Origin of the sequence: Streptomyces sp. B1I3, assembly GCF_030816615.1 — a bacterium.
In the GTDB taxonomy this organism is placed as follows: domain Bacteria; phylum Actinomycetota; class Actinomycetes; order Streptomycetales; family Streptomycetaceae; genus Streptomyces.
Genome location: NZ_JAUSYD010000001.1, coordinates 3,937,393 through 3,958,257, shown reverse-complemented (window position 1 = coordinate 3,958,257; position 20,865 = coordinate 3,937,393). Strand labels below are relative to the sequence as shown.

The following is a 20,865-nucleotide window of genomic DNA, read 5'->3' as shown; positions in this document are numbered from 1 at the left end:
TCACTGCTTCTTCGGGTTGTAGGTGGTCTCCTTCACGGGAACGTCGACCGTGATGGGGTCGGCCTTCTCGAAGTGCAGCTTCAGGGCGACCGTCTCTCCCTGCTTGGGCCGCTCCTTGAGGTCCATGAACATGATGTGGTTCCCGCCACGCTCGAGATCGAGCTCACCACCGGCCGGAATCTCGAACGAGGTGACCATCCGCATCGCCTGGTTCCTCGTCTCGTGAATGGTGACGCTGTCCGAGAGGGAGCTGGTCACCGAGGTGAGCCGGTCGGTGGAGCCACCGATGTTCTTCACGACGAGGAAGCCCGCAGCCATGTCGCTGACGGGCTGCGGCATGAAGGCCCCGGTCACCTCGAGCTCCGGGCCGCCGGCCGGGGAACAGCCCGTCAGGGCCAGCCCGGTGACGAGGGCGGCGGCGCCGGCGAGAGCGGTTCCGCGGTTCACGGGGTCTTCCCCTCGACGATCTTGGGAAGGTCCTTGGTGTAGTCCTCGGCCGTGGTGTCCTCGCTGTAGAGCACGTACCCCTTGTCGGTCTTCGGGGAGAAGGCGATGACCTGGGCACCGTGCATCGAGACGATCGTGCCGTCCTTCTCCTTCTTGGGCGCGTCGATACCGATGCCGATCTGCCGGGCGCCCGCCTGGATGACCGGGAAGTCGCCGGTGAGGCCGGTGAAGTCGGGGTCCTGGGCCTTGAGCCAGCTGCCCAGGGACGCCGGGGTGTCCCGTGCGGGGTCGGTCGTGACGAAGACGACCTGGAGCTTGTCCTGGTCGGCCTCGGGCAGGGCGCGCTTGGCGAGCGCGATGTTGCTCATGGTCAGCGGGCAGACGTCGGGGCAGTTGGTGTAGCCGAAGTAGATGAGCGTCGGCTTGCCCTTGGTCCTCTCGCGCAGGTCGTACTTCTTGCCGTGGGTGTCGGTGAGGACGAGGTCGGGCTTCGTGAACGGCTGGTCGAGCACGGTCGCGGGCTTCGACTCCGTCTCGGCGGACACCTCGGCGACGGAGGGGTCCGCCGGGGTGTCGCTGCCGCAGGCGGACAGGGTCAGTGCGGCCACGGCGGCGAACGCCGCGGCCAGCACCGTCTTCTTGCTGTGCATGGGGAGCTGGTTCCTGGTCTGTGGTGCGAGTGGTGGAGTCGTACGGTCAGGCGGTGCGGCGACGGCCGGCGAGGACCCCGAAGGCGACGCCCAGGATGCCGACGACGATGCCGACGACGCCCAGGACCCGGGCGGTGTTGTCGCCGGCCGACGAGGAGGATTCCTTCCCGGCGGCAGCCGTCGTGTCCTTCGCGTGCTCGTCGTCGCTGCTCTTGTCGTCCGCGGCACTGCCGTGGGCGTCGGCCGCCGGGGCGGTCAGTGCCAGGACGGGAGCGGGGTTCTCGGGCTCCTCGCCACCGTCGGTGGGCTCCTCGATCCAGCGGACGACTTCCTTGTTGCTGTACGTCTGGAGCGCCTTGAGGACGAGCTGGTCGGTGTCCTCGGGAAGCTGGCCGACGGAGAGGGGGAACTGCTGGAAGTAGCCGGGCCCGATGCCGCTGCCGTCGGCGGTCCAGGTGACCTTGGAGACGGCCTCGTTGATCTTCTTGCCGTGGACGTCGAGCGGCTCGGCCAGCTTGCTCTTCGTGACGTCGATCTTCCAGCCGGGGACCGCCTGCGGGCTGACGGAGGCCAGCGGGTGGTCGGTCGGGAAGTTCACCTCGAGCTTCACGGTGGAGGCGTTGTCGCGCTCGTTGGGGACCTTGAAGTTGATGGTGGCGTAGCCGCCCTTGGCGGCCTGGCCCTGCGGCTGCACGCTGACGTGTGCGAAGGCGGGGCCGGCGAGCAGAAGGACGGCGGACGCGGCGACGCCGCCCGCGACGGCGATGCGTGAAACGTTCATGGCAGGGATCACTCCACAAGGCACGAGGAAGGGTGGTGAATCCGGCGCGCAGGTGCACGACGGCATCACGACCACCTCCTCCCGGTTTCCGGCGGAGGGGTCGCGTCAGGCTGCGCGTACGAATACGGGCGGCGGGCCTCGCCTGATCACCATGTGCTGAAGGAGGTCCCCGGTGGCGGGCGCCGGTGCGTCGGCGGCGGTACGGGGAATGAGCGGCCCGGTCGTGGGCCGCCCGGGAAGCCCGGCACGCAGGGCGCGTACGAGGGCCATGGCGGCCCGCAGTGCCCGGAGCCTGGCCCCGGCCGCGAGCTGCCTGCCGCCGTACACCGACAGCCTGGCCAGCCGGAACAGCGCGATCTCGCCCCGGCGCAGCAGCCAGCCGGTGGCGAGGGCGGCGAGGAGGTGTCCGAGGAACATGGGCAGGCTCGGCAGCAGTCCGGACAGCACTGCGGCCAGTGCGCCGGGGTCGGCCGCCGAAGCGGTGTCCGGGGCCACTGCGGCTCCGGACGCGAGGTGCGTGTGCCCCTGCGCCACGGTCGCGGGGTCGATGCCCGCGGTCGAGACGATGCGGTGGGCCTGCCCGGCAGTGAGCTGAGAGGGCCCGGCCCCGCACACCAGACCGGCGGCGAACCGGATCAGCGGGTCGTCCGTGGACGGCGTCGCCGGTTGTCCTGCGTCATGCCACGCGGCGAAGGCGGCGTGCAGGGCGACCTGCGCCGCGGCCAGCGCGGCGGTGATCGCGGGGAGGGACCGTTCGCGGCCGGCGAGCGTCGCCGTGACGGCGAAGACACCGAGGAACGCGGCGAGCAGTGCCCCACCGGGCACGGCCGCACCCGCGGCCAGCGCATGGCCTGCCGCGGCCAGCACGACGCAGACCGCGGTGAACACCGCGGTCCTCAGGAGCCGCAGACCGGCTCCGGCGCGTGCGACAGGCATAGACATGGCGGGGACATCATCGCACTGTGTCCATGGTCTCCGTGCGGCAGGTCCGTAAGGTCGGTATCCGTCCCCATCGGGTTGATCGTGGAGGGTTGTACCTGTTCACGGAGGCTTCCGGTGGCCCCTCGGAGCGGACATACACCGGAATACGGAACTTTCGCATCCGCCGAATGAGCGCTGTCGCGGACGAACCGTGCTTACGAAGCGTCCTCTGCGGCAATACGTAACCTTATGTCGAGCCGCAGCCAGGAGGCTGGAGCATGAGCATGTGGTGGTCACTCCATTTGCGGCGCGAAGCTGCGAGCGTTCCGCTCGCCCGTCGTTTCTTGCTCGGCACCATGGAGACCGCGGGGGTGGATCCGGATATCTCCTACGACCTGTCGGTCGCACTCAGCGAAGCCTGTGCGAACGCCGTGGAACACGGCGGCGGCCACCGGGAGGGGAGCGACGCCGGAGACGCCGACGGCTTCGGCCGCACCGACGAGCTGCCCGGACGCGCCAGTGGGCAGTACCGGGTCACCGCTTATCTGGACGGCGAGAAATGCCGTATCGAAGTCGCCGACTCGGGACCCGGTTTCCCCGCCCGGCGCACGCTTCGCACCGCCGTACATCCGTCCGCCGGGCATCCGCCGGACGCGCAGCCGTCAGCCGGTCATCCGTCACCTTCGGCCGGATGCGGCGCCCGGCCGAAGGAGCACCCCCCTGCCATGGCGGAGAGCGGCCGGGGACTCTGCCTGATCCAGGAGCTCGCCGACCACGTCCACTTCGGGAACGCACCGGGGCGCGGCGCGGTCGTCAGCTTCGACAAGGTCCTGAAGTGGCGCGACGGCGCGCTGCTCATGGTGTCCTGAACAGCGCGCCCCCGGGGCGGGCCGGGCGCCGTGGGCTCAGCTCCTGAGCGAGGCCATCCACGCCTCGACGTCCTCCGCGCGGCGCGGCAGCTTGTCGGAGAGGTTCCGGTTGCCGTCCTCGGTGACCAGGATGTCGTCCTCGATCCGGACGCCGATGCCGCGGTACTCCTCGGGCACGGTCAGGTCGTCGGCCTGGAAGTACAGTCCGGGCTCGACCGTGAGGCACACGCCCGGCTCCAGGACGCCGTCGACGTACGACTCGGTGCGGGCGGCGGCGCAATCGTGGACGTCCATGCCGAGCATGTGACCGGTGCCGTGCAGGGTCCAGCGGCGCTGCAGTCCCAGCTCCAGTACCTTCTCCACGGACAGGTCGCCCAGCAGTCCCCACTCGACCAGCTTCTCGGCGAGGACGCGCTGCGCGGCGTCGTGGAAGTCACGGAAGGCCGCGCCGGGCTTCACGGCCGCGATGCCGGCTTCCTGCGCCTCGTACACGGCGTCGTAGATCTTGCGCTGCAGCGGGCTGAACGAGCCGTTGATCGGCAGCGTGCGCGTCACATCCGCGGTGTAGAGCTCGTCGGTCTCCACGCCGGCGTCGAGCAGCAGGAGTTCGCCGGCGCGGACGGCGCCGTCGTTGCGGACCCAGTGCAGGGTCGTGGCGTGCGGGCCGGCGGCGCAGATCGATCCGTAGCCGATGTCGTTGCCCTCGACGCGGGCGCGGAGGAAGAACGTGCCTTCGATGTAGCGCTCGCTCGTCGCCTCGGCCCTGTCGAGCACCTTCACGACGTCCTCGAAGCCGCGCGCCGTGGCGTCACAGGCCTTCTGCAGCTCGGCCACCTCGAAGGCGTCCTTGACCAGGCGTGCCTCGGAGAGGAAGACGCGCAGCTCCTCGTCGCGCTCCGCGGTGACCTTGTCGGTGAGGGCGCTCTCGATGCCCGTGTCGTGGCCGCGGACGACGCGCACCGGGCCGGTGGCCTCGGCGAGTGCGGCCGGGAGTTCGCGGACGTCCCTGGCCGGGATGCCCAGCAGCTGCTCGGCCTCCGAGAGGGAGTGGCGCCGGCCGACCCAGAGCTCACCCTGCCCGTCGAGCCAGAACTCGCCGTTCTCACGGTCGGAACGGGGGAGGAGGTAGATCGTCGCCTCGTGGCCGGCCTCATCGCCGGAACCGGTCGGCTCCAGGACCAGGACGCCGTCCTGGGTCCGGTCACCGGTGAGGTAGGCGTACTCGGTGGAGGCGCGGAAGGCGTACTCGGTGTCGTTGGAGCGGGTCTTCAGGTTGCCCGCGGGGATGACGAGCCGCTCGCCGGGAAAGCGTGCGGAGAGTGCGGCGCGGCGCTCGGCGGTGTGGCCGGACTGGGCGATCGGCTCCAGACCGCGCAGTTCGGTGTCGGCCCAGCCGGACTTCATGTTCTCGGCGAGCTCGTCGGAAATGCCCGGGTACAGGCCGTTCTTCCGCTGCTTGATCGGCTCTGCTTCTGCGGCTTCCGGGGTCTCCGGGGTGAGCTCCTCAGACACGATTTGTCTCTCCTTATACGACACTGGACCCCGTCCATCGTACGGGCGTACGGAAGGGGGCCCAGGGCCGGAAGACCTCTTACCGTCCGGGTGCGGCCGTCAGTCGAAACGCGCGGCCAGCAGGACGACGTCCTCACCGCCGTCGCTCGGGTCCAGGCCGTCCGGCAGGACGGTCCGCAGGACGTGGTCCGCGAGGGCTCCGGGATCCTGCCGCAGAACCTTCGGCACGCCGGCCGCCGCCGCGTGCAGCCGCGCGAACGCGCGGTCCGTGGAGTCTCCGGTGCGGCGCAGCAGCCCGTCGGTGTACAGCAGCACCGTTTCTCCGGGGCCGGGTGAGAATTCGACGCTCGGCGCCTCCCAGCAGGGGAGCATGCCGAGCGGTGCGGAGAGGGACGTCTCCACGAAGGCGGTCCGCCGGTCCCCGGTGACCAGCGGCGGGGTGTGCCCGGCTCCCGCGAGCAGGACCGTGCGGCGGTCGGGCTCGCAGTACGCGTAGAGGGCGGTGGCGGCCGTCGCCGGCTCGGTCAGCCGCAGCAGCAGTTCCAGATCGGAGAGTACGGCGACGGGGTCCTCGCCCTCCATGACGGCGTAGGCGCGCAGACCGGCCCGGAGCCGGCCCACGGCGGCCAGCGCGGCCGGCCCGGATCCGCCGACCGAGCCGACGGCCAGGCCGAGGGCGTTGTCGGGAAGGGGCATCGCGTCGTACCAGTCACCGCCGCCCCGGGCGGTGCTCCGGTGGCGTACGGCCAGCCGCACCCCGGGCAGGCGGGGCAGCCGGCTGGGGAGGAGTTCCTCGGCGATGACGGCGACGTCCGCCCTGGCGCGTTCCAGTTCGGCCAGACGGGCCACGTGTTCGGCGGCGTAGCGGGCGTAGAGACCGACCAGGTGGCACTGGCGTTCCAGTGGCTCGGCGGGCTCGTCGTACAGCCAGACGGCCGCACCGAGCCGTCCGGTCGCCTCGGTGGCCAGTGGCAGGGCGTAACTGGCGGCGTATCCGAGACGTGCGGCGACCTCGCGGCACCGGGGGTCGGTGCTCGTGTCGCCGAGGATGTCGGGGCTGGCCAGGGGCGCGTCGGTGTCCGGCAGACCGTCGAGGAGGCGGCCGTACGGGGTGGCGTCGCGGGGGACGGTCTCGATGTGTCCGAGCTCCGCGTGGGCGAGGCCGAGGCCGATGGTGCGGCACGGCACGGCCCCGTCGGCCGGTTCGAGTACGAGAAGTCCGCGGCGGGCTCCGACCAGAGCGGCCCCGGCGCCGAGCAGTTCGTGCAGGGCGTCGTCGAGGGTGCTCGTACCTGCCAGTCGCTCGGTGAGCTCGTGCAGCGTGGTGAGATCGGAGACCCAGCTCGCCAGTCGGTCCTGGATGAAGGCTGCCGGTGCGGGCGGCACGCTCTTCAGCGGAGCGGCAGTGTGCGTTGAAACAGGAACCATGGGATCGATTCCAGCCACTTTCGGCAGATGCGGGGCACTCATGGCAGTCGGCTTTCCGAGCGGTGCGTTTCGGTGGATAGCATCGCGAACCCCCATGTCATTCTGCGCCGCCATCAGTGCGTCCACAGGTACACGCACCCACATCTACACGCAGAAGTGAGGCGATGTCCAGCATTGTCCTCGCGGTATTCGGGGGGTCCATAAGTCAGGTAACTTGGCCAAAAAATGCACCCCCGTGCGGCTATTTGCGGTCGACTGGGTCTGCCCGACAAGGGGCGCTCTCGGGGTGAAGTGCCGGAGGGCGCGTCATTCCGGTCATGCTGGGTACGTAATCGTTGATGGCCAGGGGCAGTTGCGATCGCCCCGGAACCCGACAGTGTGCCCGGGCGTCCTCACCCGTGACGACCGCACCCCGACCCGCGAGCGGCGGGGTTTGCACCAGGGACGGCACGCGCGAAGCGCACGCCGCCCGCGCGACGTTCTGACCGGACTCGGCTCTGTCCAACTCGGTTCAGCTCCATCTGTTTCGGTTCCACTCTGTTCGGATCGGCTCACGCTCGGCACCGACTGATCGTCCGTACCGCAGACCTGATGAGCACGTACGCACAGTGAAGTAACACACGCGTGGAGTAACGGACGCGTGGTGTGAATGTGAACCCTGGCGTTCAACGGAAAGGAACGAGCGCTCATGCGCGAGATCCTCGGAAGGCGACGCAGGCCCCGACGCGAGGGGAGTTCCGCTCAGCTCGACGCGGCGCTCACCTGCGCCACCGCCTGGAAGTGGCCCGTACTGCCCGGAGCAGGCCTTGCGGTCTCCGGAGTACGTGGCGAACGCGGCCGCGGCTGTGCCTGTCCCGACCCCGAGTGCGCCGTACCCGGCGCACACCCCTTCGACCCCGGTCTCCTCGCGGCGACCACCGACACCCGCATGGTGCGCTGGTGGTGGACCAGCCGGCCCGCGGCCCCCGTCGTACTGGCCACCGGTGGCCGGGCACCCTGCGCACTGAGCCTGCCCGCGGTGGCGGGCGCCCGGGCGCTGACCGCGCTCGACGGCATGGGACTGAGGCTCGGGCCCGTGGTGGCGACCCCCACCCGCTGGTCCGTGCTCGTCGCCCCGTACACCCTGGAACGGCTGGGCGAGCTGCTGCACGCCCAGGACCGGGTGCCCGGTTCGCTGCGCTTCCACGGAGAGGGCGGCTATCTCGTCCTGCCCCCTTCGGAGATCGGTACGGGGCAGGTGCGATGGGTGCGACCGCCGTCGTCCGACGGTGGGGAGCCATGGCTCCCGGACGTGGAGTCGGTCCTGGACGCACTCGTGGAAGCGAGCAACAGCGCTCCGGACGGCGGGAGCCGGCTGACGTACTGACCGGCGCCGCGACAGAACGGGCGCACGCGCCGTACAAGGAAGACCGGGAGCACCGGTGGGCGGGCCACAGCGGCGCCGAACCACCGGTGCTCCGGCGTGCGCCCCGGCTGTTCGTGCCCGGACATGAGGACGCCCGATCGCTGGCGACGGGGGATGCACCAGCGACCGGGCTTCCAGAACGGTAACAAGAGATCTGCCCTGAGCAAATTCGATCTCGCCTTTGGGGACAGCGATTTACCCGTGAGTACGGGGAGTTGTGACAGGAGTCACGAGCCGGCCCCGGCTCTCGTCACTGTCAGCTGAGCGTCACTTGGCGGTTGGTGAGCCCACCCCGTGCCCGGCGCTCCTCGCCCGTGAGCGGGGCGTCCGAGGCGAGTGCCCCGGCGAGCCGCTCCGCGAACTGTGCGGCCGGCTTCTCACACTCCTCGGCGCCCATCGTGCTCGGCAGGTCCCACACCGGAACCATCAGCCCGTGTGCGCGGAAGGAGCCTACGAGGCGGGTGCCCTCGCCGAGCGAGGACGTGCCTGCCGCGTGCAGCCGGGCGAGGGCGTCCAGGAGCTGCTCCTCCGGGTGCGGCATGACCCAGCGGAGGTGGTTCTTCTCGGGCGTCTCGCACCAGTAGGCGGCGTCCACGCCGGAGAGCAGCGTGGTCGGGATGGCCGCCGCATTGGCGCGTTCGAGGGATGCGGACACCTCGGCGGAGGCGTTCTCCGCGTCCGGCACCCAGAACTCGAAGCCGGAGTGCACGACCGGCTCGAAGGCGGCGTCCGGGTCGAGAAGGTCCTGCAGGCGCGGGCCGTCGGCGGGGACGCGGCGAGCGGCGACCGGCGAGCCGGGTTCCGCGTCGAGCGCCCGCCGGAGGGTGTCCGCGAGGTCCCGGCTGAGGTCGCCCGACGAGGTGTCGTTCTGCAGGGCGAGCAGGATCGAACCGTCGTCACGGCGCAGTGCCGGCCAGGCCATCGGCAGGACGGTCGCGAGCGACACCGACGGAACACCCTCGGGCAGCCCGCCCTTCAGCGTCAGTTCGACCGTGGCCGCGGGGACGAGTTCGCGCAGGGCGACCCAGTCGCACTCACCGGCCAGTCCCTCGAACGGGCGCTGGACCAGCTCGGTCACCGCATGGGCGGCGGCGCGTCCGTGACATGCCTTGTAACGACGGCCGGACCCGCACGGGCAGGGTTCGCGAGCCCCGACGACCGGAATCTCACCGTCCTTGAGCTGCGGCTTCCCGGCCTTGGACTGAGGGCGCTTCTTGGCCATGGTGGGCGATCTCCCGATTGCGACAGTGCGGTCTCGGGCGCGAGCCTAGCCGTCCCCGTCGCCGTCCGAGGACACCTGCTCCGCGCCCGGCCGGGACCCGACCCGGCGCGGCCCGCCTCCGCTCCCGCGCTCAGCCCACGTCGTCGAAGGCCTCGAGAACTTCGGAGAAGTCCAGCCCGCCCAGGGAACCTAGCCCGGCGAGTCCGCCCAGGCCGCCCAGCCCGCCCGCCTCGCGGCGGCCGGCGCCCGCGTGGCCGGGGGCCGCGGTGCGTGTCCCGCAGGCCTTCTGCCCATGGTGCCCGGAGACCAGCGCCCAGACGGTGACCTCACCCGCGGCGTCGTCCCGTACGCCCCATTCCCGGGCGAGGGCGCTGATGATGTTGAGCCCGCGTCCACCGCGTGCGGTGACCGAGGGGGTTGCCGGGACCGGTCTGGTCGGACCGCCGCCGTCGGTGACCTCGACGGTGAGGTCGCCCGCCCTGTCCACGCGCCAGGCGGCGCGGATGTCGCCGTCACCGACGTCCGTGTGCCGGCCCAGCGGCCTGCCGTGCCGGCAGGCGTTGCTGAGAAGTTCGGAAAGGATCAGGACTGCGTCGTCGACCACCGAGTCCGATACCCCGTTGCTGCGCAGCTGCTCCCGCATGCGGTGCCGCGCCTGTCCCACACCCGCAGGACCATGGGGTACGGCCATGCTCGACGACGCGGGCACTTCTTGTGCCACCACAAACGCCACCCCCGAGACCTCCTTTGCCCCACGCCAGGGATTGGATGCCCTTCTGGACTCCGCCGGAAACCGGCCAAAGCCCTGTCAGTGATGCACTCGTAACGATCGGATGCGGAGCGAATGCGCCGGTGCACTCCTGGTAACTGATGTTAAGAACGGCCTAGTTGTGAAAGCACCTGTTTCGGGCGGTTCGTGATGATTGCTTCCACTCCCAGGCGCACGCAGAGCTCCACGTCCGCCGGTTCGTTCACGGTCCACACATGCACCCGGTGGCCGGCGCGGTGCAGGCGATCGATGTATCCGGGGTGATTGCGTACGATCCGCATCCCTGGCCCGGCGATCCGCGCACCGGCCGGCAGCCGTCCGTCGCGCAGCCGCGGTGAGACGAACTGCAGCAGGAAGACGGTGGGCAGGGCGGGGGCGGCAGCCCTGACGCGGTACAGGGACCGGGCGGAGAAGCTCATGACGCGCACCGGTGGCGGCCCGTCGGCCGGCGGCTCGTCCAGTCCGTAGCGCCTGAGCAGGTGGAGAAGCCGTTCCTCGACCTGGCCGGCCCAGCGGGTCGGGTGCTTGGTCTCGATCGCGAGCTGCAGCGGACGCCCGGTGGCCCGTACCTCGGTGAACAGGTCGAGGAGCCGTTCCAGGGTGAGTACGGAGGTGAGCTCACCCGGCACCGGATCCCAGTCCGGGGACTCCTCGCGGTCCTTCCAGGAACCGAAGTCGAGCGCGGCCAGGTCGGCGAGCTCCAGCGCGGAGACGGCTCCCCGGCCGTTGGACGTGCGGTTCACCCTGCGGTCGTGCACGCAGACGAGCTGACCGTCCGCGGTGAGACGGACGTCGCACTCCAGGGCGTCGGCGCCGTCCTCGATGGCCTTCCGATACGCGGCCAGGGTGTGCTCGGGGGCGTCGTCCGAGGCTCCGCGGTGCGCGATGACCTGGATGGGACGCTGCTGGGCGGGTAGACGTGCGTGGGTCACGGGCACATGGTGTCACCGTGACGCGACGGAGGTCGGCACCATGTCAGGTCGGACCGTTTTGCCTGATGTAAAGATTGGTGTGCGGATGCACAGGTCCTGCTTACCGTGGCCTGACGTGCTGTGGGAAAAGCTGACCGCAGACACGTGCACAGCGGATCTCTTGCCGAATGCCGAGTGGAACCGAGGAGTAAAGAGCTGTGAGCACCGAGAACGAGGGCAACGAGGACAACGCGGCTGCGTCCGTACCGTCTGTTCCGTCCGTACCTCCCGTGCCGGCTGCCGCTCCTGAGGGCACCCCGCAGGGGTCCCCGCCCGCGTCCGGCGCCGCCGCCCCGGCGACCCCCGTGGACGCGCCCACCGCCCAGGTTCCGGGCGCGACGCACCCCCACGGCGCCGAGTCCCCCTTCGACCACCACCAGCAGCAGCCCCACCTGCCCCCGGCTCCGCCGCAGCCCCCCGCCGGTTCGGCCGCCTGGCCCCCGCCGCCGCCTGCGGTCCCGGCCTACGCGGACGGCGGCGGCACCGCGGAGTGGGGTGCCCCGGCACCGTCGGCGCCCGAACCGCCGCGCAAGCGCCGCGCGAACGGCCTGGTCGCCGCGGTGGCGGTGGCCGCCCTCGTCGCAGGTGGCATCGGCGGGGCCCTCGGCTTCTGGGCAGCCGACAGCAGCGACGGCTCCTCGTCGGGTTCGACCACGGTCGCGGCCTCCAACAGCCCCAAGGACTTCAAGCGCGCCGCCGGCACGGTGGCGGGCGTGGCGGCGCAGGCACTGCCCAGTGTCGTGACCATCGACGCGCAGTCCGGTGACGGCGAGGGCGGTACGGGCACCGGTTTCGTGTACGACAAGGAAGGCCACATCCTCACGAACAACCACGTGGTGGCCTCGGCGGCGGACAGCGGCCAGCTGACCGCGACGTTCTCGGACGGCAAGAAGTACGACGCCGAAGTGGTCGGCCGGGCACAGGGTTACGACGTGGCGGTGCTGAAGCTGAAGAACGCACCCGACGGACTGACTCCGCTGCCCCTCGGCGATTCGGACAAGGTCGCGGTGGGCGATTCCACCATCGCGATCGGCGCGCCGTTCGGCCTGTCCAACACGGTCACCACCGGCATCATCAGCGCGAAGGACCGCCCTGTGGCCTCCGGTGACGGCTCCAGCAACAAGAACTCGTACATGAGCGCCCTGCAGACGGACGCCTCGATCAACCCGGGCAACTCCGGGGGCCCGCTGCTGGACGCGGGTGGCGCGGTCATCGGCATCAACTCCGCCATCCAGTCGACCAGCGGAGGCGGCGTGGGCCAGTCGCAGGCGGGCTCCATCGGCCTCGGCTTCGCCATCCCGGTCAACCAGGCGAAGAACGTCGCCGAGCAGCTGATCAAGACCGGCCAGCCCGTCTACCCCGTCATCGGTGCCACGGTGACGATGGAGGAGAAGACCGGCGGCGCCGTCATCTCCGACCAGGGCGCGGGCGGCACCCCCGCCGTCACACCGAACGGCCCCGCCGCACAGGCAGGGCTGAAGGCCGGTGACGTGATCACCAAGTTCAACGACACGGTGGTCGAGAGCGGGCCGACCCTGATCGGCGAGATCTGGACCCACAAGCCGGGCGACAAGGTCACCATCACCTACAAGCGCGACGGCAGGACGGCGACGGCCGAACTCACCCTGGGCGAGCGCAAGGGCGACAGCTGACCGGCTAGGCTGTCCTTCGCGTCGAGCCGGACCCGGCTGCCGGATCCGACGGCGCGGGGTGGGTTGCCCGAGCGGCCTAAGGGAACGGTCTTGAAAACCGTCGTGGCGCGAGTCACCGTGGGTTCAAATCCCACACCCACCGCAGCAGGTCAGAGAAGTAGCAGGTCAGAGGGCGGGTCTCCAGTACGGAGGCCCGCCCTCTGTTCTCACCTTGTCTCACCCCGTGCCCCTGATTCCCGGTGCTGACCAGGGCGTGTGGGCCATGCGCGGGCCAGGATGGTCCCTACTCCTCGGCGCGAAGCCCCAGCTCAACGAGCCGATTAACCGCCGCTGATCCGCCCTTGAGGAGCTTGGCGTAGAACCGGTAGAGCACCGCGAGGCTGTGGCCGGCGCGGGAGGCTGCCTCCACCGGGTCCATGCCGGACTTGATCCACAGTGAGATCGCGGCGTGCCGCAGGGCGTATGGGACGTCCGCAATCGGGGTGCGCAGCTCCTGTTCGCTGAGCACGGCCTTGCGGGCCTCGCTCCAGACCTCGGAGTACTCGTTCGAGGTGAGGCGTCCGCCACGTGCCGCCCGGAACAACCGGCCGTCCGGCGCGACACCGAAGCGCTCGATATGGGAGCGGACCATGCGGACGTAGACCGGCGGGACGGGGACGCTGCGTACGGCCTTCCGCGCCCGGTGCTTCAGGCCGCGCTCGTCGTGCGGCTTCCCGCTGTCGGTCCAGCCGCCCCCAACCTCGGGATGACTTTCTGACACCAGCACTTCCCCCCAGGCCTCCGGGTCGCTCTCCGGGGGCAGGAGGAAATCCGACTCCCGCAGCGCCACGGCCTCACCAGGGCGCGTTGCCACGTAGTAGACGGCCCCGAAGAACGCCTCCAGATGTTGGCCACGGTTGCCCTGCTCTGCCACGGCAGCGAGCAGCGTCCTAGCGAGCCGAGGGCCGGGCACCCAACGGAAGTCGACTTCGTCCGAAGTCTTGGGAGCTGCCCAGTCCACGGACAGGAACGGGTGACGCGTGAGGAGTGCTCGCTCCTCAACCGCGTATCGGAAGGCGTTGCTCAGCACCATGCGTTTGCGGTTCGCGGTGTTCTCCGCCGCGGTCTTCCCGTTCAGCAGTCTGGAGAGAGCCGTCAGCGCCGCGCGCACGTGCTCCGGCTTCGCTGCTTCGTCCACTCGCATCGAATGCTGACCCACCCACTCCAACGCTTTCTGGACGTCGTCGGGGGGTACTTGGGCGTCGGCTCGGGAGAGGAGCAGGTTCTTCGGTCCGTTCACGGCTCGAAACGCCCACTGATAGAGAGCGGCACGGAGCACGCGGGCATCAGGGCGGGTGCCGGTGGCAGCCGTGAAGACGGGCGTTACGACTGATAGAGATTCCGCGATACTTGCTCGGTGCTTCGCCGCCGCTCCAGGCCACTTCATCAGGGCGTATGCCTTGGCGTGTTCGTACCACGTAGGCATCGCAAGGGCGGCAAGCTCCTTCTCCGGGAGCCCGGTTTCCTCGTCGAACTGCTGCCCCGCCCGAAGAGCGGCCATGAGTTGAGAGCGGCGACCGTCTGCCTGCGGTTTCAGGGTGAAGCTCTTTGAGTGGCCCTCGGCTCCGACCCGCCAGCGGAGCTCCCAGGGCTTCGGACGGCTTTTGCGTTGCCGGATGGACCAGATGACGACGTCGAAGGTGAGCATGTCTCTCCATGGAGAGAGGGCCCGCCTTGGCGGGCCCTCTCTGATCTGGTCGGTGTGGACTCAGGCGGCTTCCTCGTACCTGGCGAGCCAAGCGTCAAGGTCGGCGCGGCGTACACGTACCTGGTGGTTGGGGAGCTTTATGAGCCTGGGGGCGAGGCCTCGTGCGCGCAGACGGTAGAAAGCGGCGCGGCTCATGTTGAGCTCGGCGAGGACTTCGGGGAGCTTGAGCATCTGCGGGCGTGCCATGCGGTGCACTCCTTTGGGGAAGTGGCTTGGGGCTCCTCGGCCCCCTCCTGGGAAGTCCGCTACATCCGCTACATCCGCTACATCGCAGGTCAGCGGGTTGTTTTGTGTAGCGGACGTGCGCGATGTAGCGGCTACGCGCCTGAACGGGGTCGGGGGCGTAGCCGCTACATCTGTGGGTTGCCGCTACGCGGGCACCCCTTCTGAGCTGGGGTGTAGCGGATGTAGCGGATGTAGCGCTTGCTGGCGGGCGGGCGGGCAGTATCGGGCCCATGCGTCGGCCAGGTCGGCGGCGAAGTAGCCCTTGAGGATGCCGCCGGCGGTGCGAATGTTGCGGGTCACGATCGGTTCGTTGTCGCCGGTCATGTACTCGCGGAGCATCTTCGACAGGCGGCGTGAGTCCAGCGGGCGACCTCCCATGTCGGCCCAGGGGGCGTCATCGAGTGCGTTCAGGCGGTCGATGACGGCGATGGTGGGGAGCCGGTCTACGCCGACCATGACGTGGTCGCGCAGGTCGGTCAGGAGCCGGATTCCGAGAGAGCCTTTGTCGTCGACCTGGGCGGCGGCGACCAGTTCCACACAAGCCTTGCGGGCGCGTGCGGGCCAGTCGCCACCGGCCGCGTCGGCGACGGCGAGGAGCGGTTCCCAAACGTCGGCGGGCCGGTCGGTGACTCCGTCGGGCATGTCGGGCCATGCTCCGGTGATCTGCTCGCGCACCTGGTCGGCCCAGATGGCGAGGCGGTCGCGCAGCGCGTTGCCTTCCTTCTCGTGGATCCGCTGCCGGAACGCTTCGACCTTCTCGTTCCTGGCCCGGCGCCGCATGCGGATGATGACGGAGCGGGTCAGGATCGTGTCCGGGAGGGAGCCGAGCCCGGCGACCGCCACGGCGGTGTAGGACGGGAAGGCCTGCACACTCTGGTTGCCGCCGTCTCCAATGCACCGGTAGGTGACCCCGGAGCGGCGATGGCCGGCGTTCAGGAAGCCGCGGAGTTCCTCGTTGTCCCCCGCCTTGGGGCCGAAGACGGTATCGATCTCGTCGAAGAGGATCGTGGGCCGTCCCTCTGAGCTGGAGACTGCCCGGAACAGTGCGGCAGCACTCGCGTTGACCGCGACCATGGGATTCGGGGTCAACGTCTCCACGATCTCCAGCCCTCGGGACTTCCCCGACCCGGGTTCCGGGGAGAGGAAGGCGAGGCGCGGGGTGGAGTCGAACGCGTCCAGGAGGTGCGCGTGTGCGTCCCAGAGTGCGACGGCCACGTAGGCGGCCTCGCGGGGGAAGACGTTGAATCGGCGGTGGAACGTCTCGACTTCGTCGAGGAGGGCGGCGCCGTCGATGGGCGGGGTGGGCGTCGCGGTCATGCGGCGGTCCTCCTGGTCTGGGTGGTGGTGTGGGGGCAGTGCCCGAGGGTTGCGCGGGCGTTCAGCTCGATGACGGCGCGGCGCCCCCGGGCCCGTTCGTGCTGGCCGCAGGTGCACAGCCAGTCCGCCACGGGGAATTCGTTGCGGCCGAGTCCGCGCAGGCTCAGACCGGGCTGGATACCGGTCACAGTGACCGTGCGCGGGTCAGGGAGAACAGCAACGCGGACGCCTTCGGCGACGACCTTCGCCGCACCACTGCCGGATGTGGCCGGCGTAGGTTCGGCGAGGCTGAGACCGGGTGGGGGTGCGGGTTGGCCTTCCAAGTGAGGGCGAGGAGGGGTGCTCATGCCGTCTCCCGGGGCCGGGCGGTGCGAATGGAGCTGTCCAGGGCACTGCGGATCGTGGCGCGGCACTCGGCAGCGGTGAGTCCCCGGGCCTCTCCCGCTCCTTGGAAGGCTGCTTCTACCTCGTGTCGGGCGAGGTCGCCCCATGCGACGAAGCGCCCCACCTTGAAGGCGCACCGGTTGAGTGTGTTGTTGCCCTTCCTCTCCGGTGCGGCGACGACCTGCTGGCACTCACGCTCCAGCGCGGCCCGGGCGGCGCGCGTCCCACTGACAACAGGCGCAACCAGTGGTCCGGCAGGTGCGGGACGGGATGGGGTGAGCAGGCTGAGCAGCCAGTCAGGCAGGGGCACGATCGGAGACGGGTCGGTGACCTCGTAGGGGCCGGATGGTGTGGTGCTGCCGGCCGCGACGACGTATCCGCCCCATGCCCTTGTGTCCACCAGGGGTGCCAGGGTGCCCGCTGTGTTGCCCAGCCGGATTCCGGGCCGGGCGGTGAAGTAGAGGTGCTCTCCGCCGCTCGGGGTCCGGGTCCGGTAGGTGGTCGGGACGGCCTGGCCGGCGCGCTCGCAGAGCGCCCCAAAGGTCGTCACGCCGCAAGGCGTGCCTGTGCTGCTCTTCTGCTTGAACATGTCGAGGTCGACGACGACGAGCCCGGACGGGCCGGTGGCGATGCCGATGTTGAACGGCCGGTCGGCCCAGGCTCGGCAGATGCGGTCCGGGTCGGTGGTGGCCCGGTCTTCCCACTTGCAGTGACCACCCGCGCAGTCCCCGATCAGGGGGCAGACGGATTGACCGTGGAGCGCGGGGCGCTTGTCGGCGGGCCGGAGCGGGAAGACGTGCCAGCCGCGCTCGGCGGCTTGTAAGGCTGCGGACAGCAGCGTGGATGGGGCGTGATGGGTCATGCTGGAGTTCTCCAGTTCTCGTGAGTGAGCTGCTGGACGAGGGCGGCCCCGGATCATTGGCGTGAGACAGGGGCCGCCCTTTCAGGTCCAGTGGAGTTCAGGCGGGCTTGTTGTGGCGCGCGCGGTGGGCGCGGACACGGCAAGCGGGGGAGCAAAACAGGGCGGGCCGACCGCGTGAGGCTTGTGCAAGGGCATTACTGCAGTCGTTGGCTGCGCATGTGTTTTCGTTTCGAATTGCGTTACGCAGTTCGGCCAGAGGCAGGGCGGGTGCCGTGCTCCGTGACTGCTCCCAGAGGTAGCGGCCTATACCGTCCGTGCCGCGATCTGATCGGTGCCGGGACGGGGCGTCCCAGCCCTTTCGAGGTCGCAGGACCGCTGTCCGGCGCCACCCGGCCGCACGGAGGCTTGTGCCGGGTTCGCCGTGCTGGGTGTAGGTGATCAGGCGGTAGTACCCGGCAGCTGACGCGGTCTTCCAAGCAGCTGCGTAGAGGGCGGAGCAGGCGTTGGGAGTGCCGTTGGTGGCTACGCGGGTGACCTCCAGGGTGAAGCCGTCCCACAGGGCGCGCGCGACGGGACGTCCTGCCGTTGCAGCCCCGACTAGTTGGCCGTCTGGAGTCGTGACACCCCATCCGAACTTCCAGCCCTGTGGACGCGTGTGATGGCGATGGAATTGGTCGATCGTCGAGCACGCTTCGTGGAATGACAGGGGGACGATGATCAGTCGGGAATGGGACACCGGATAGCTCCCGTCAGTTGTGGAAGCGGTTGGAGTGGGGGTCGTGGTCGCACCAGTCCTCGGCGCAGACCTTGTGGACCGGTTCGCGGTCGTGGCTGCGCATGGGGGTGGGTTTGCCGCAGAGCACGCACGGCAGGTTCCGGGTGGCGTCGAAGTGGCGGGCGTCCCGCCAGTCCAGGAGCGGCACGACCGACCCCCGGGGTTAGTGGTGGTTGATGGTGCCGGTGGCCTTGCCGAACATCCCGGTCGCGCTGATGTTCTGCGTGATGTGCGTCGTGCCGCGTCCGGTGCCAGCCGCGGTGCGGCCGAGCCGCAGGAGCATGGGGACGCCGATGGCTGCGGCGGCGATGAGGGCGACGGCGGCCCAGAGGGCTTCACTCATGGCGATCAGTCCCGGGGCTGCGTAGGAGAGTCCGATTCCGGCGGCAGCGACGCCCCCGCCGATCGTCGGCGTGAGCAGGGCAGTGGTCTTGGCCCATGTCGGGATCGGCTGCGTGACCGGGACCGGCGGCGCGGGCGGGGCTTGCTGCGGGGTGTAGGCGAGGGTGCGGATGCCGCCGGGGAGGGTGACCATCTGCACTCCGGGCGGGATCTCGGTCGGCAGCATCGCGGGGTGTGCGGTGGGCTGCTGGGGGGTGAGGGTGGTGATCTCGTACGCGGTCTCCGGGTACACGAAGGGCTCCCTTCAACGCGTTGTGCGACACCCGGGGTGGTGGGCGCCGCCCGACGCGTTGTGACGGTGCGTGGTCGTAGTGGTTAGTGGCTACTGGTTACTGGCAAGCGGAAAAGGCCCTGTTGAAGCCTCTGGTTGCCAGTAGGGGGGGCTTCTAGTGGCTAGTGGCAAGTTGCCAGTAACCAGTAGCCAGTAGCGCTCTGTGAGCCGCTCAGGCGTGATCGGGGTGGACGTAGACCGAGTGCGGGCCGTTGTCCCGGTAGACCAGCTCGCCTCGCTCGGCCGCCGCTTTCAGCGCGGCTCGTACGGCTTGGCGGCTGCGGCGGACGAGGTCGGCGACGGCGGACGGCTTCATGCCGGCCGGACCCGCCGCCTTGATCGCGGCGACCGCGTCAGCCACCCAGGAGGGGCCGCCCTCGTCGTCGCCGTCGCGGAGCGCGGACAGGTTCAGCCCGGAGGCCGCGGCCGGGGGCTCCGGCGCGTTCCCGGGCTCCGGGGCGGTCGCAAACTGGGCGTCGATCTGTTCCATGAACGCGCGCACGGTCGCGTCCTCGTCCGTCACTGGGGCTGCCTGCTCGCTGCGGAGCGCGGACAGGTTCAGTCCCTCGCTTGCTGCGGAACGTCCGGCCTGTCCGATCTCTATGGCCGGTGTGTTGGTGGCGTCCCGCATCCATGCGGTGCGGTCCGCTGCCCACCGGTTCGCGTAGGCGTCGCCCCCGGCCTTGGCCGAGACGTCGTCCAGGGTGGGGTGCATGTCGGTGGTGGCGTGGACGATTTCGCGGATCTGGTTGGGCAGGATCCGCCAGTTCTTGAACAGCGCCGCCGACGACTCCGGCGTCCCCATGAACCCAGCCCCCTTGTACGGGGCCTGATCCACGCGGAGCCCGCGGGAGCCGGGGAAGACTTTGCTCAGGTCCATCCCCTCGACTTCCCCGCCGGTCAGACAGACCCGGGCCTTGGCCTCACGGCGGATCATCAGATTCCCCAGCACGGACCCGGTGGCACCGAGCGCGGTGAGGACGGTGCGCACGCCCATGGCGCGGAGCATCCGGATCACTTCGAGGATCTTCTTCGCGAGGTCCTTCATGGACCGGTCGGTGCTGGTCAGGATCTCCGCACCCTCGTCCACGACCAGCATGATCTGGGGAATCTTCGCGCTGATGGGGAGCTGATCGGTGTTCCGCTCAGCCATCAGGTCCTGGTAGGCGACCTTGCGGCGCATGCCGATCGCCAGGGCCGCATCGAGCATCCGAGCAGCCTCTTCGTGAGTCGAGGCGAGCCAGTCGACCCCTGGCCGCACTCCCTCGATCGGGGCCCCGTTGGTGTCGAATGCGGGGCGGGCCCAGGGGAGGCCGGCGGATCCGGCGTTCAGGTCGATCACCCATGTGAGGACGTCGGTGGTGCGGGCGAATCCGGCCAGGATGACGTGGACCATGTTCGTCTTGCCGGAGCCGGTGGGGCCGACGACCAGGGCGCACTGCTCGCGCAGGAACACGCAGATCTCTTCGGCGTTGGTGCGGTAGCCCCACGGGATCCCGGTGTAGATCGACAACGGGCCGTAGTTGGTCGGGTAGGTGCGCTCTTCAGAGAGGACGTTGACCGTGGTCACGTCGATGAGCACCCGCCCCTGATGCACACCCTGGGAGGCGACCGCGGTGCAGCCGTGCGGGAGTCGGGCGTCGGCAGACAGGGCGGCGGAGTGCTGGGCGATCCGGTCGTAGGTGGTTCCGCCGGCGGGGAGTTCGGCGTCGATCGTGAACCCGGTACCGGTGGGCCAGATCTCCACCGCGAGGATCCGCAGCGTGAGGTTGCAGACCCGCTGAACCCGGTCCACCCACTCCGCAGCAATCGCCCGACGCCCCGCAGACAGCTCGCGGGACACCTGACGTTCATCAGCAGCGATGGCCTCCAGCTCCCGCGCCTCCTCGTACAGAAGAGTCGAGCGGGCAGCGGCGCCGATGCCGACGCCGATCGTGGCCAGAGAGCCGAGAGCAGCCCAGGTCAGGGGGCCCGTGGTCATGGCCCACGTCGTCCATCCGGCACCGACCAGCCAGGAGGCGGAGCGCATGGCGATGGTGCGGGCGGAGAGGCGTTCGCGCAGGCTGCTGATGGTGTGGCCGATCGCCCCAGCCGCACCCACGGTCAGGACCCAGCCTGCGGGCATGCCGGTGGCTGCTCCGGTGGTGGCGACGGCGAGGCATCCGGTGGTGGCGGACAGGGCGCCGGTCACGGGTCCGTGACCGGCAGCCCAGTCCCACACCGGCCCGTTGTTGGCCTGTGTGGTGGTGGTCATC

General features: G+C 70.0%; 21 protein-coding genes and 1 tRNA gene. 4 read left to right on the top strand and 18 right to left on the bottom strand.

Annotation, left to right across the window (positions count from 1 at the left end):
- The 4 genes from QFZ58_RS18220 to QFZ58_RS18205 form a co-directional block, all read right to left on the bottom strand.
- Positions 1-447 (bottom strand): copper chaperone PCu(A)C, encoded by a 447-nt coding sequence (locus tag QFZ58_RS18220; RefSeq protein ID WP_307125957.1) that lies wholly within the window; start codon positions 445-447, stop codon positions 1-3.
- Entirely contained in the window at positions 444-1,097 is a 654-nt protein-coding gene (locus tag QFZ58_RS18215) for an SCO family protein (RefSeq protein WP_307125956.1), read from the bottom strand. Before QFZ58_RS18215 ends, QFZ58_RS18220 begins: the two co-directional genes overlap by 4 nt.
- A 46-nt stretch (positions 1,098-1,143) precedes the next feature.
- On the bottom strand, positions 1,144-1,878 hold the full coding sequence (locus tag QFZ58_RS18210) for a YcnI family protein (RefSeq protein ID WP_307125955.1): 735 nt from the start codon (positions 1,876-1,878) through the stop codon (positions 1,144-1,146).
- 105 nt (positions 1,879-1,983) lie between these two features.
- A complete protein-coding gene (locus QFZ58_RS18205) occupies positions 1,984-2,820 on the bottom strand; it encodes a hypothetical protein (protein ID WP_307125954.1) in 837 nt (278 codons plus the stop codon).
- 257 nt (positions 2,821-3,077) lie between these two features.
- On the opposite strand from QFZ58_RS18205, the gene QFZ58_RS18200 reads away from it, so the two are divergent.
- Positions 3,078-3,668 (top strand): ATP-binding protein, encoded by a 591-nt coding sequence (locus QFZ58_RS18200; protein ID WP_307125953.1) that lies wholly within the window; start codon positions 3,078-3,080, stop codon positions 3,666-3,668.
- 36 nt (positions 3,669-3,704) lie between these two features.
- Here QFZ58_RS18200 and QFZ58_RS18195 read toward each other — a convergent pair whose 3' ends face one another.
- Both QFZ58_RS18195 and QFZ58_RS18190 read right to left on the bottom strand, forming a co-directional pair.
- Positions 3,705-5,180: an aminopeptidase P family protein gene (locus QFZ58_RS18195; RefSeq protein ID WP_307125952.1), complete on the bottom strand. Its 1,476-nt coding sequence runs from the start codon at positions 5,178-5,180 to the stop codon at positions 3,705-3,707.
- Between the two features lie 99 nt (positions 5,181-5,279).
- Positions 5,280-6,704 carry a PP2C family protein-serine/threonine phosphatase gene (locus QFZ58_RS18190; RefSeq protein ID WP_307125951.1) on the bottom strand — a complete coding sequence of 475 codons (1,425 nt, stop codon included), beginning with the start codon at positions 6,702-6,704 and terminating at the stop codon, positions 5,280-5,282.
- A gap of 592 nt (positions 6,705-7,296) precedes the next feature.
- On the opposite strand from QFZ58_RS18190, the gene QFZ58_RS18185 reads away from it, so the two are divergent.
- Entirely contained in the window at positions 7,297-7,974 is a 678-nt protein-coding gene (locus QFZ58_RS18185; RefSeq protein WP_307125950.1) for a bifunctional DNA primase/polymerase, read from the top strand.
- Between the two features lie 295 nt (positions 7,975-8,269).
- Here QFZ58_RS18185 and QFZ58_RS18180 read toward each other — a convergent pair whose 3' ends face one another.
- The 3 genes from QFZ58_RS18180 to QFZ58_RS18170 form a co-directional block, all read right to left on the bottom strand.
- Positions 8,270-9,235 (bottom strand): DUF5926 family protein, encoded by a 966-nt coding sequence (locus QFZ58_RS18180; RefSeq protein ID WP_307125949.1) that lies wholly within the window; start codon positions 9,233-9,235, stop codon positions 8,270-8,272.
- A 130-nt stretch (positions 9,236-9,365) separates the two neighbouring features.
- A complete protein-coding gene (locus tag QFZ58_RS18175; RefSeq protein WP_307125948.1) occupies positions 9,366-9,968 on the bottom strand; it encodes an ATP-binding protein in 603 nt (200 codons plus the stop codon).
- Between the two features lie 140 nt (positions 9,969-10,108).
- The gene (locus QFZ58_RS18170) at positions 10,109-10,936 is read right to left on the bottom strand and encodes a glycerophosphodiester phosphodiesterase (RefSeq protein ID WP_307125947.1); all 828 of its coding nucleotides are present in this window, start codon (positions 10,934-10,936) and stop codon (positions 10,109-10,111) included.
- 197 nt (positions 10,937-11,133) lie between these two features.
- Between QFZ58_RS18170 and QFZ58_RS18165 the strand changes: the two genes are divergently transcribed.
- A complete protein-coding gene (locus tag QFZ58_RS18165; protein ID WP_307125946.1) occupies positions 11,134-12,627 on the top strand; it encodes a S1C family serine protease in 1,494 nt (497 codons plus the stop codon).
- Positions 12,628-12,684: 57 nt separating this feature from the next.
- Positions 12,685-12,769: transfer RNA gene (locus tag QFZ58_RS18160), tRNA-Ser, on the top strand.
- A gap of 141 nt (positions 12,770-12,910) precedes the next feature.
- Here the strand turns inward: QFZ58_RS18160 and QFZ58_RS18155 are convergent.
- The 9 genes from QFZ58_RS18155 to QFZ58_RS18120 form a co-directional block, all read right to left on the bottom strand.
- Positions 12,911-13,804 (bottom strand): hypothetical protein, encoded by an 894-nt coding sequence (locus QFZ58_RS18155; protein WP_307125945.1) that lies wholly within the window; start codon positions 13,802-13,804, stop codon positions 12,911-12,913.
- A gap of 570 nt (positions 13,805-14,374) precedes the next feature.
- Positions 14,375-14,560, bottom strand: a complete 186-nt coding sequence (locus QFZ58_RS18150; protein WP_307125944.1) for an AlpA family transcriptional regulator — start codon at positions 14,558-14,560, stop codon at positions 14,375-14,377.
- A gap of 183 nt (positions 14,561-14,743) precedes the next feature.
- On the bottom strand, positions 14,744-15,916 hold the full coding sequence (locus QFZ58_RS18145; RefSeq protein WP_307125943.1) for a DUF3631 domain-containing protein: 1,173 nt from the start codon (positions 15,914-15,916) through the stop codon (positions 14,744-14,746).
- Positions 15,913-16,104, bottom strand: coding sequence for a hypothetical protein (locus tag QFZ58_RS18140; protein ID WP_307125942.1), 192 nt, complete (start codon positions 16,102-16,104; stop codon positions 15,913-15,915). Before QFZ58_RS18140 ends, QFZ58_RS18145 begins: the two co-directional genes overlap by 4 nt.
- A gap of 155 nt (positions 16,105-16,259) precedes the next feature.
- Positions 16,260-17,162: a bifunctional DNA primase/polymerase gene (locus QFZ58_RS18135; protein ID WP_307125941.1), complete on the bottom strand. Its 903-nt coding sequence runs from the start codon at positions 17,160-17,162 to the stop codon at positions 16,260-16,262.
- A gap of 97 nt (positions 17,163-17,259) precedes the next feature.
- Positions 17,260-17,898 carry an XF1762 family protein gene (locus QFZ58_RS34485; protein WP_373428565.1) on the bottom strand — a complete coding sequence of 213 codons (639 nt, stop codon included), beginning with the start codon at positions 17,896-17,898 and terminating at the stop codon, positions 17,260-17,262.
- A 13-nt stretch (positions 17,899-17,911) separates the two neighbouring features.
- On the bottom strand, positions 17,912-18,085 hold the full coding sequence (locus QFZ58_RS18130; protein WP_307125940.1) for a hypothetical protein: 174 nt from the start codon (positions 18,083-18,085) through the stop codon (positions 17,912-17,914).
- A gap of 15 nt (positions 18,086-18,100) precedes the next feature.
- Positions 18,101-18,571: a hypothetical protein gene (locus tag QFZ58_RS18125; RefSeq protein WP_307125939.1), complete on the bottom strand. Its 471-nt coding sequence runs from the start codon at positions 18,569-18,571 to the stop codon at positions 18,101-18,103.
- A 211-nt stretch (positions 18,572-18,782) separates the two neighbouring features.
- Positions 18,783-20,864, bottom strand: a complete 2,082-nt coding sequence (locus tag QFZ58_RS18120) for a hypothetical protein (protein ID WP_307125938.1) — start codon at positions 20,862-20,864, stop codon at positions 18,783-18,785.
- Position 20,865: the final 1 nt, after the last annotated feature.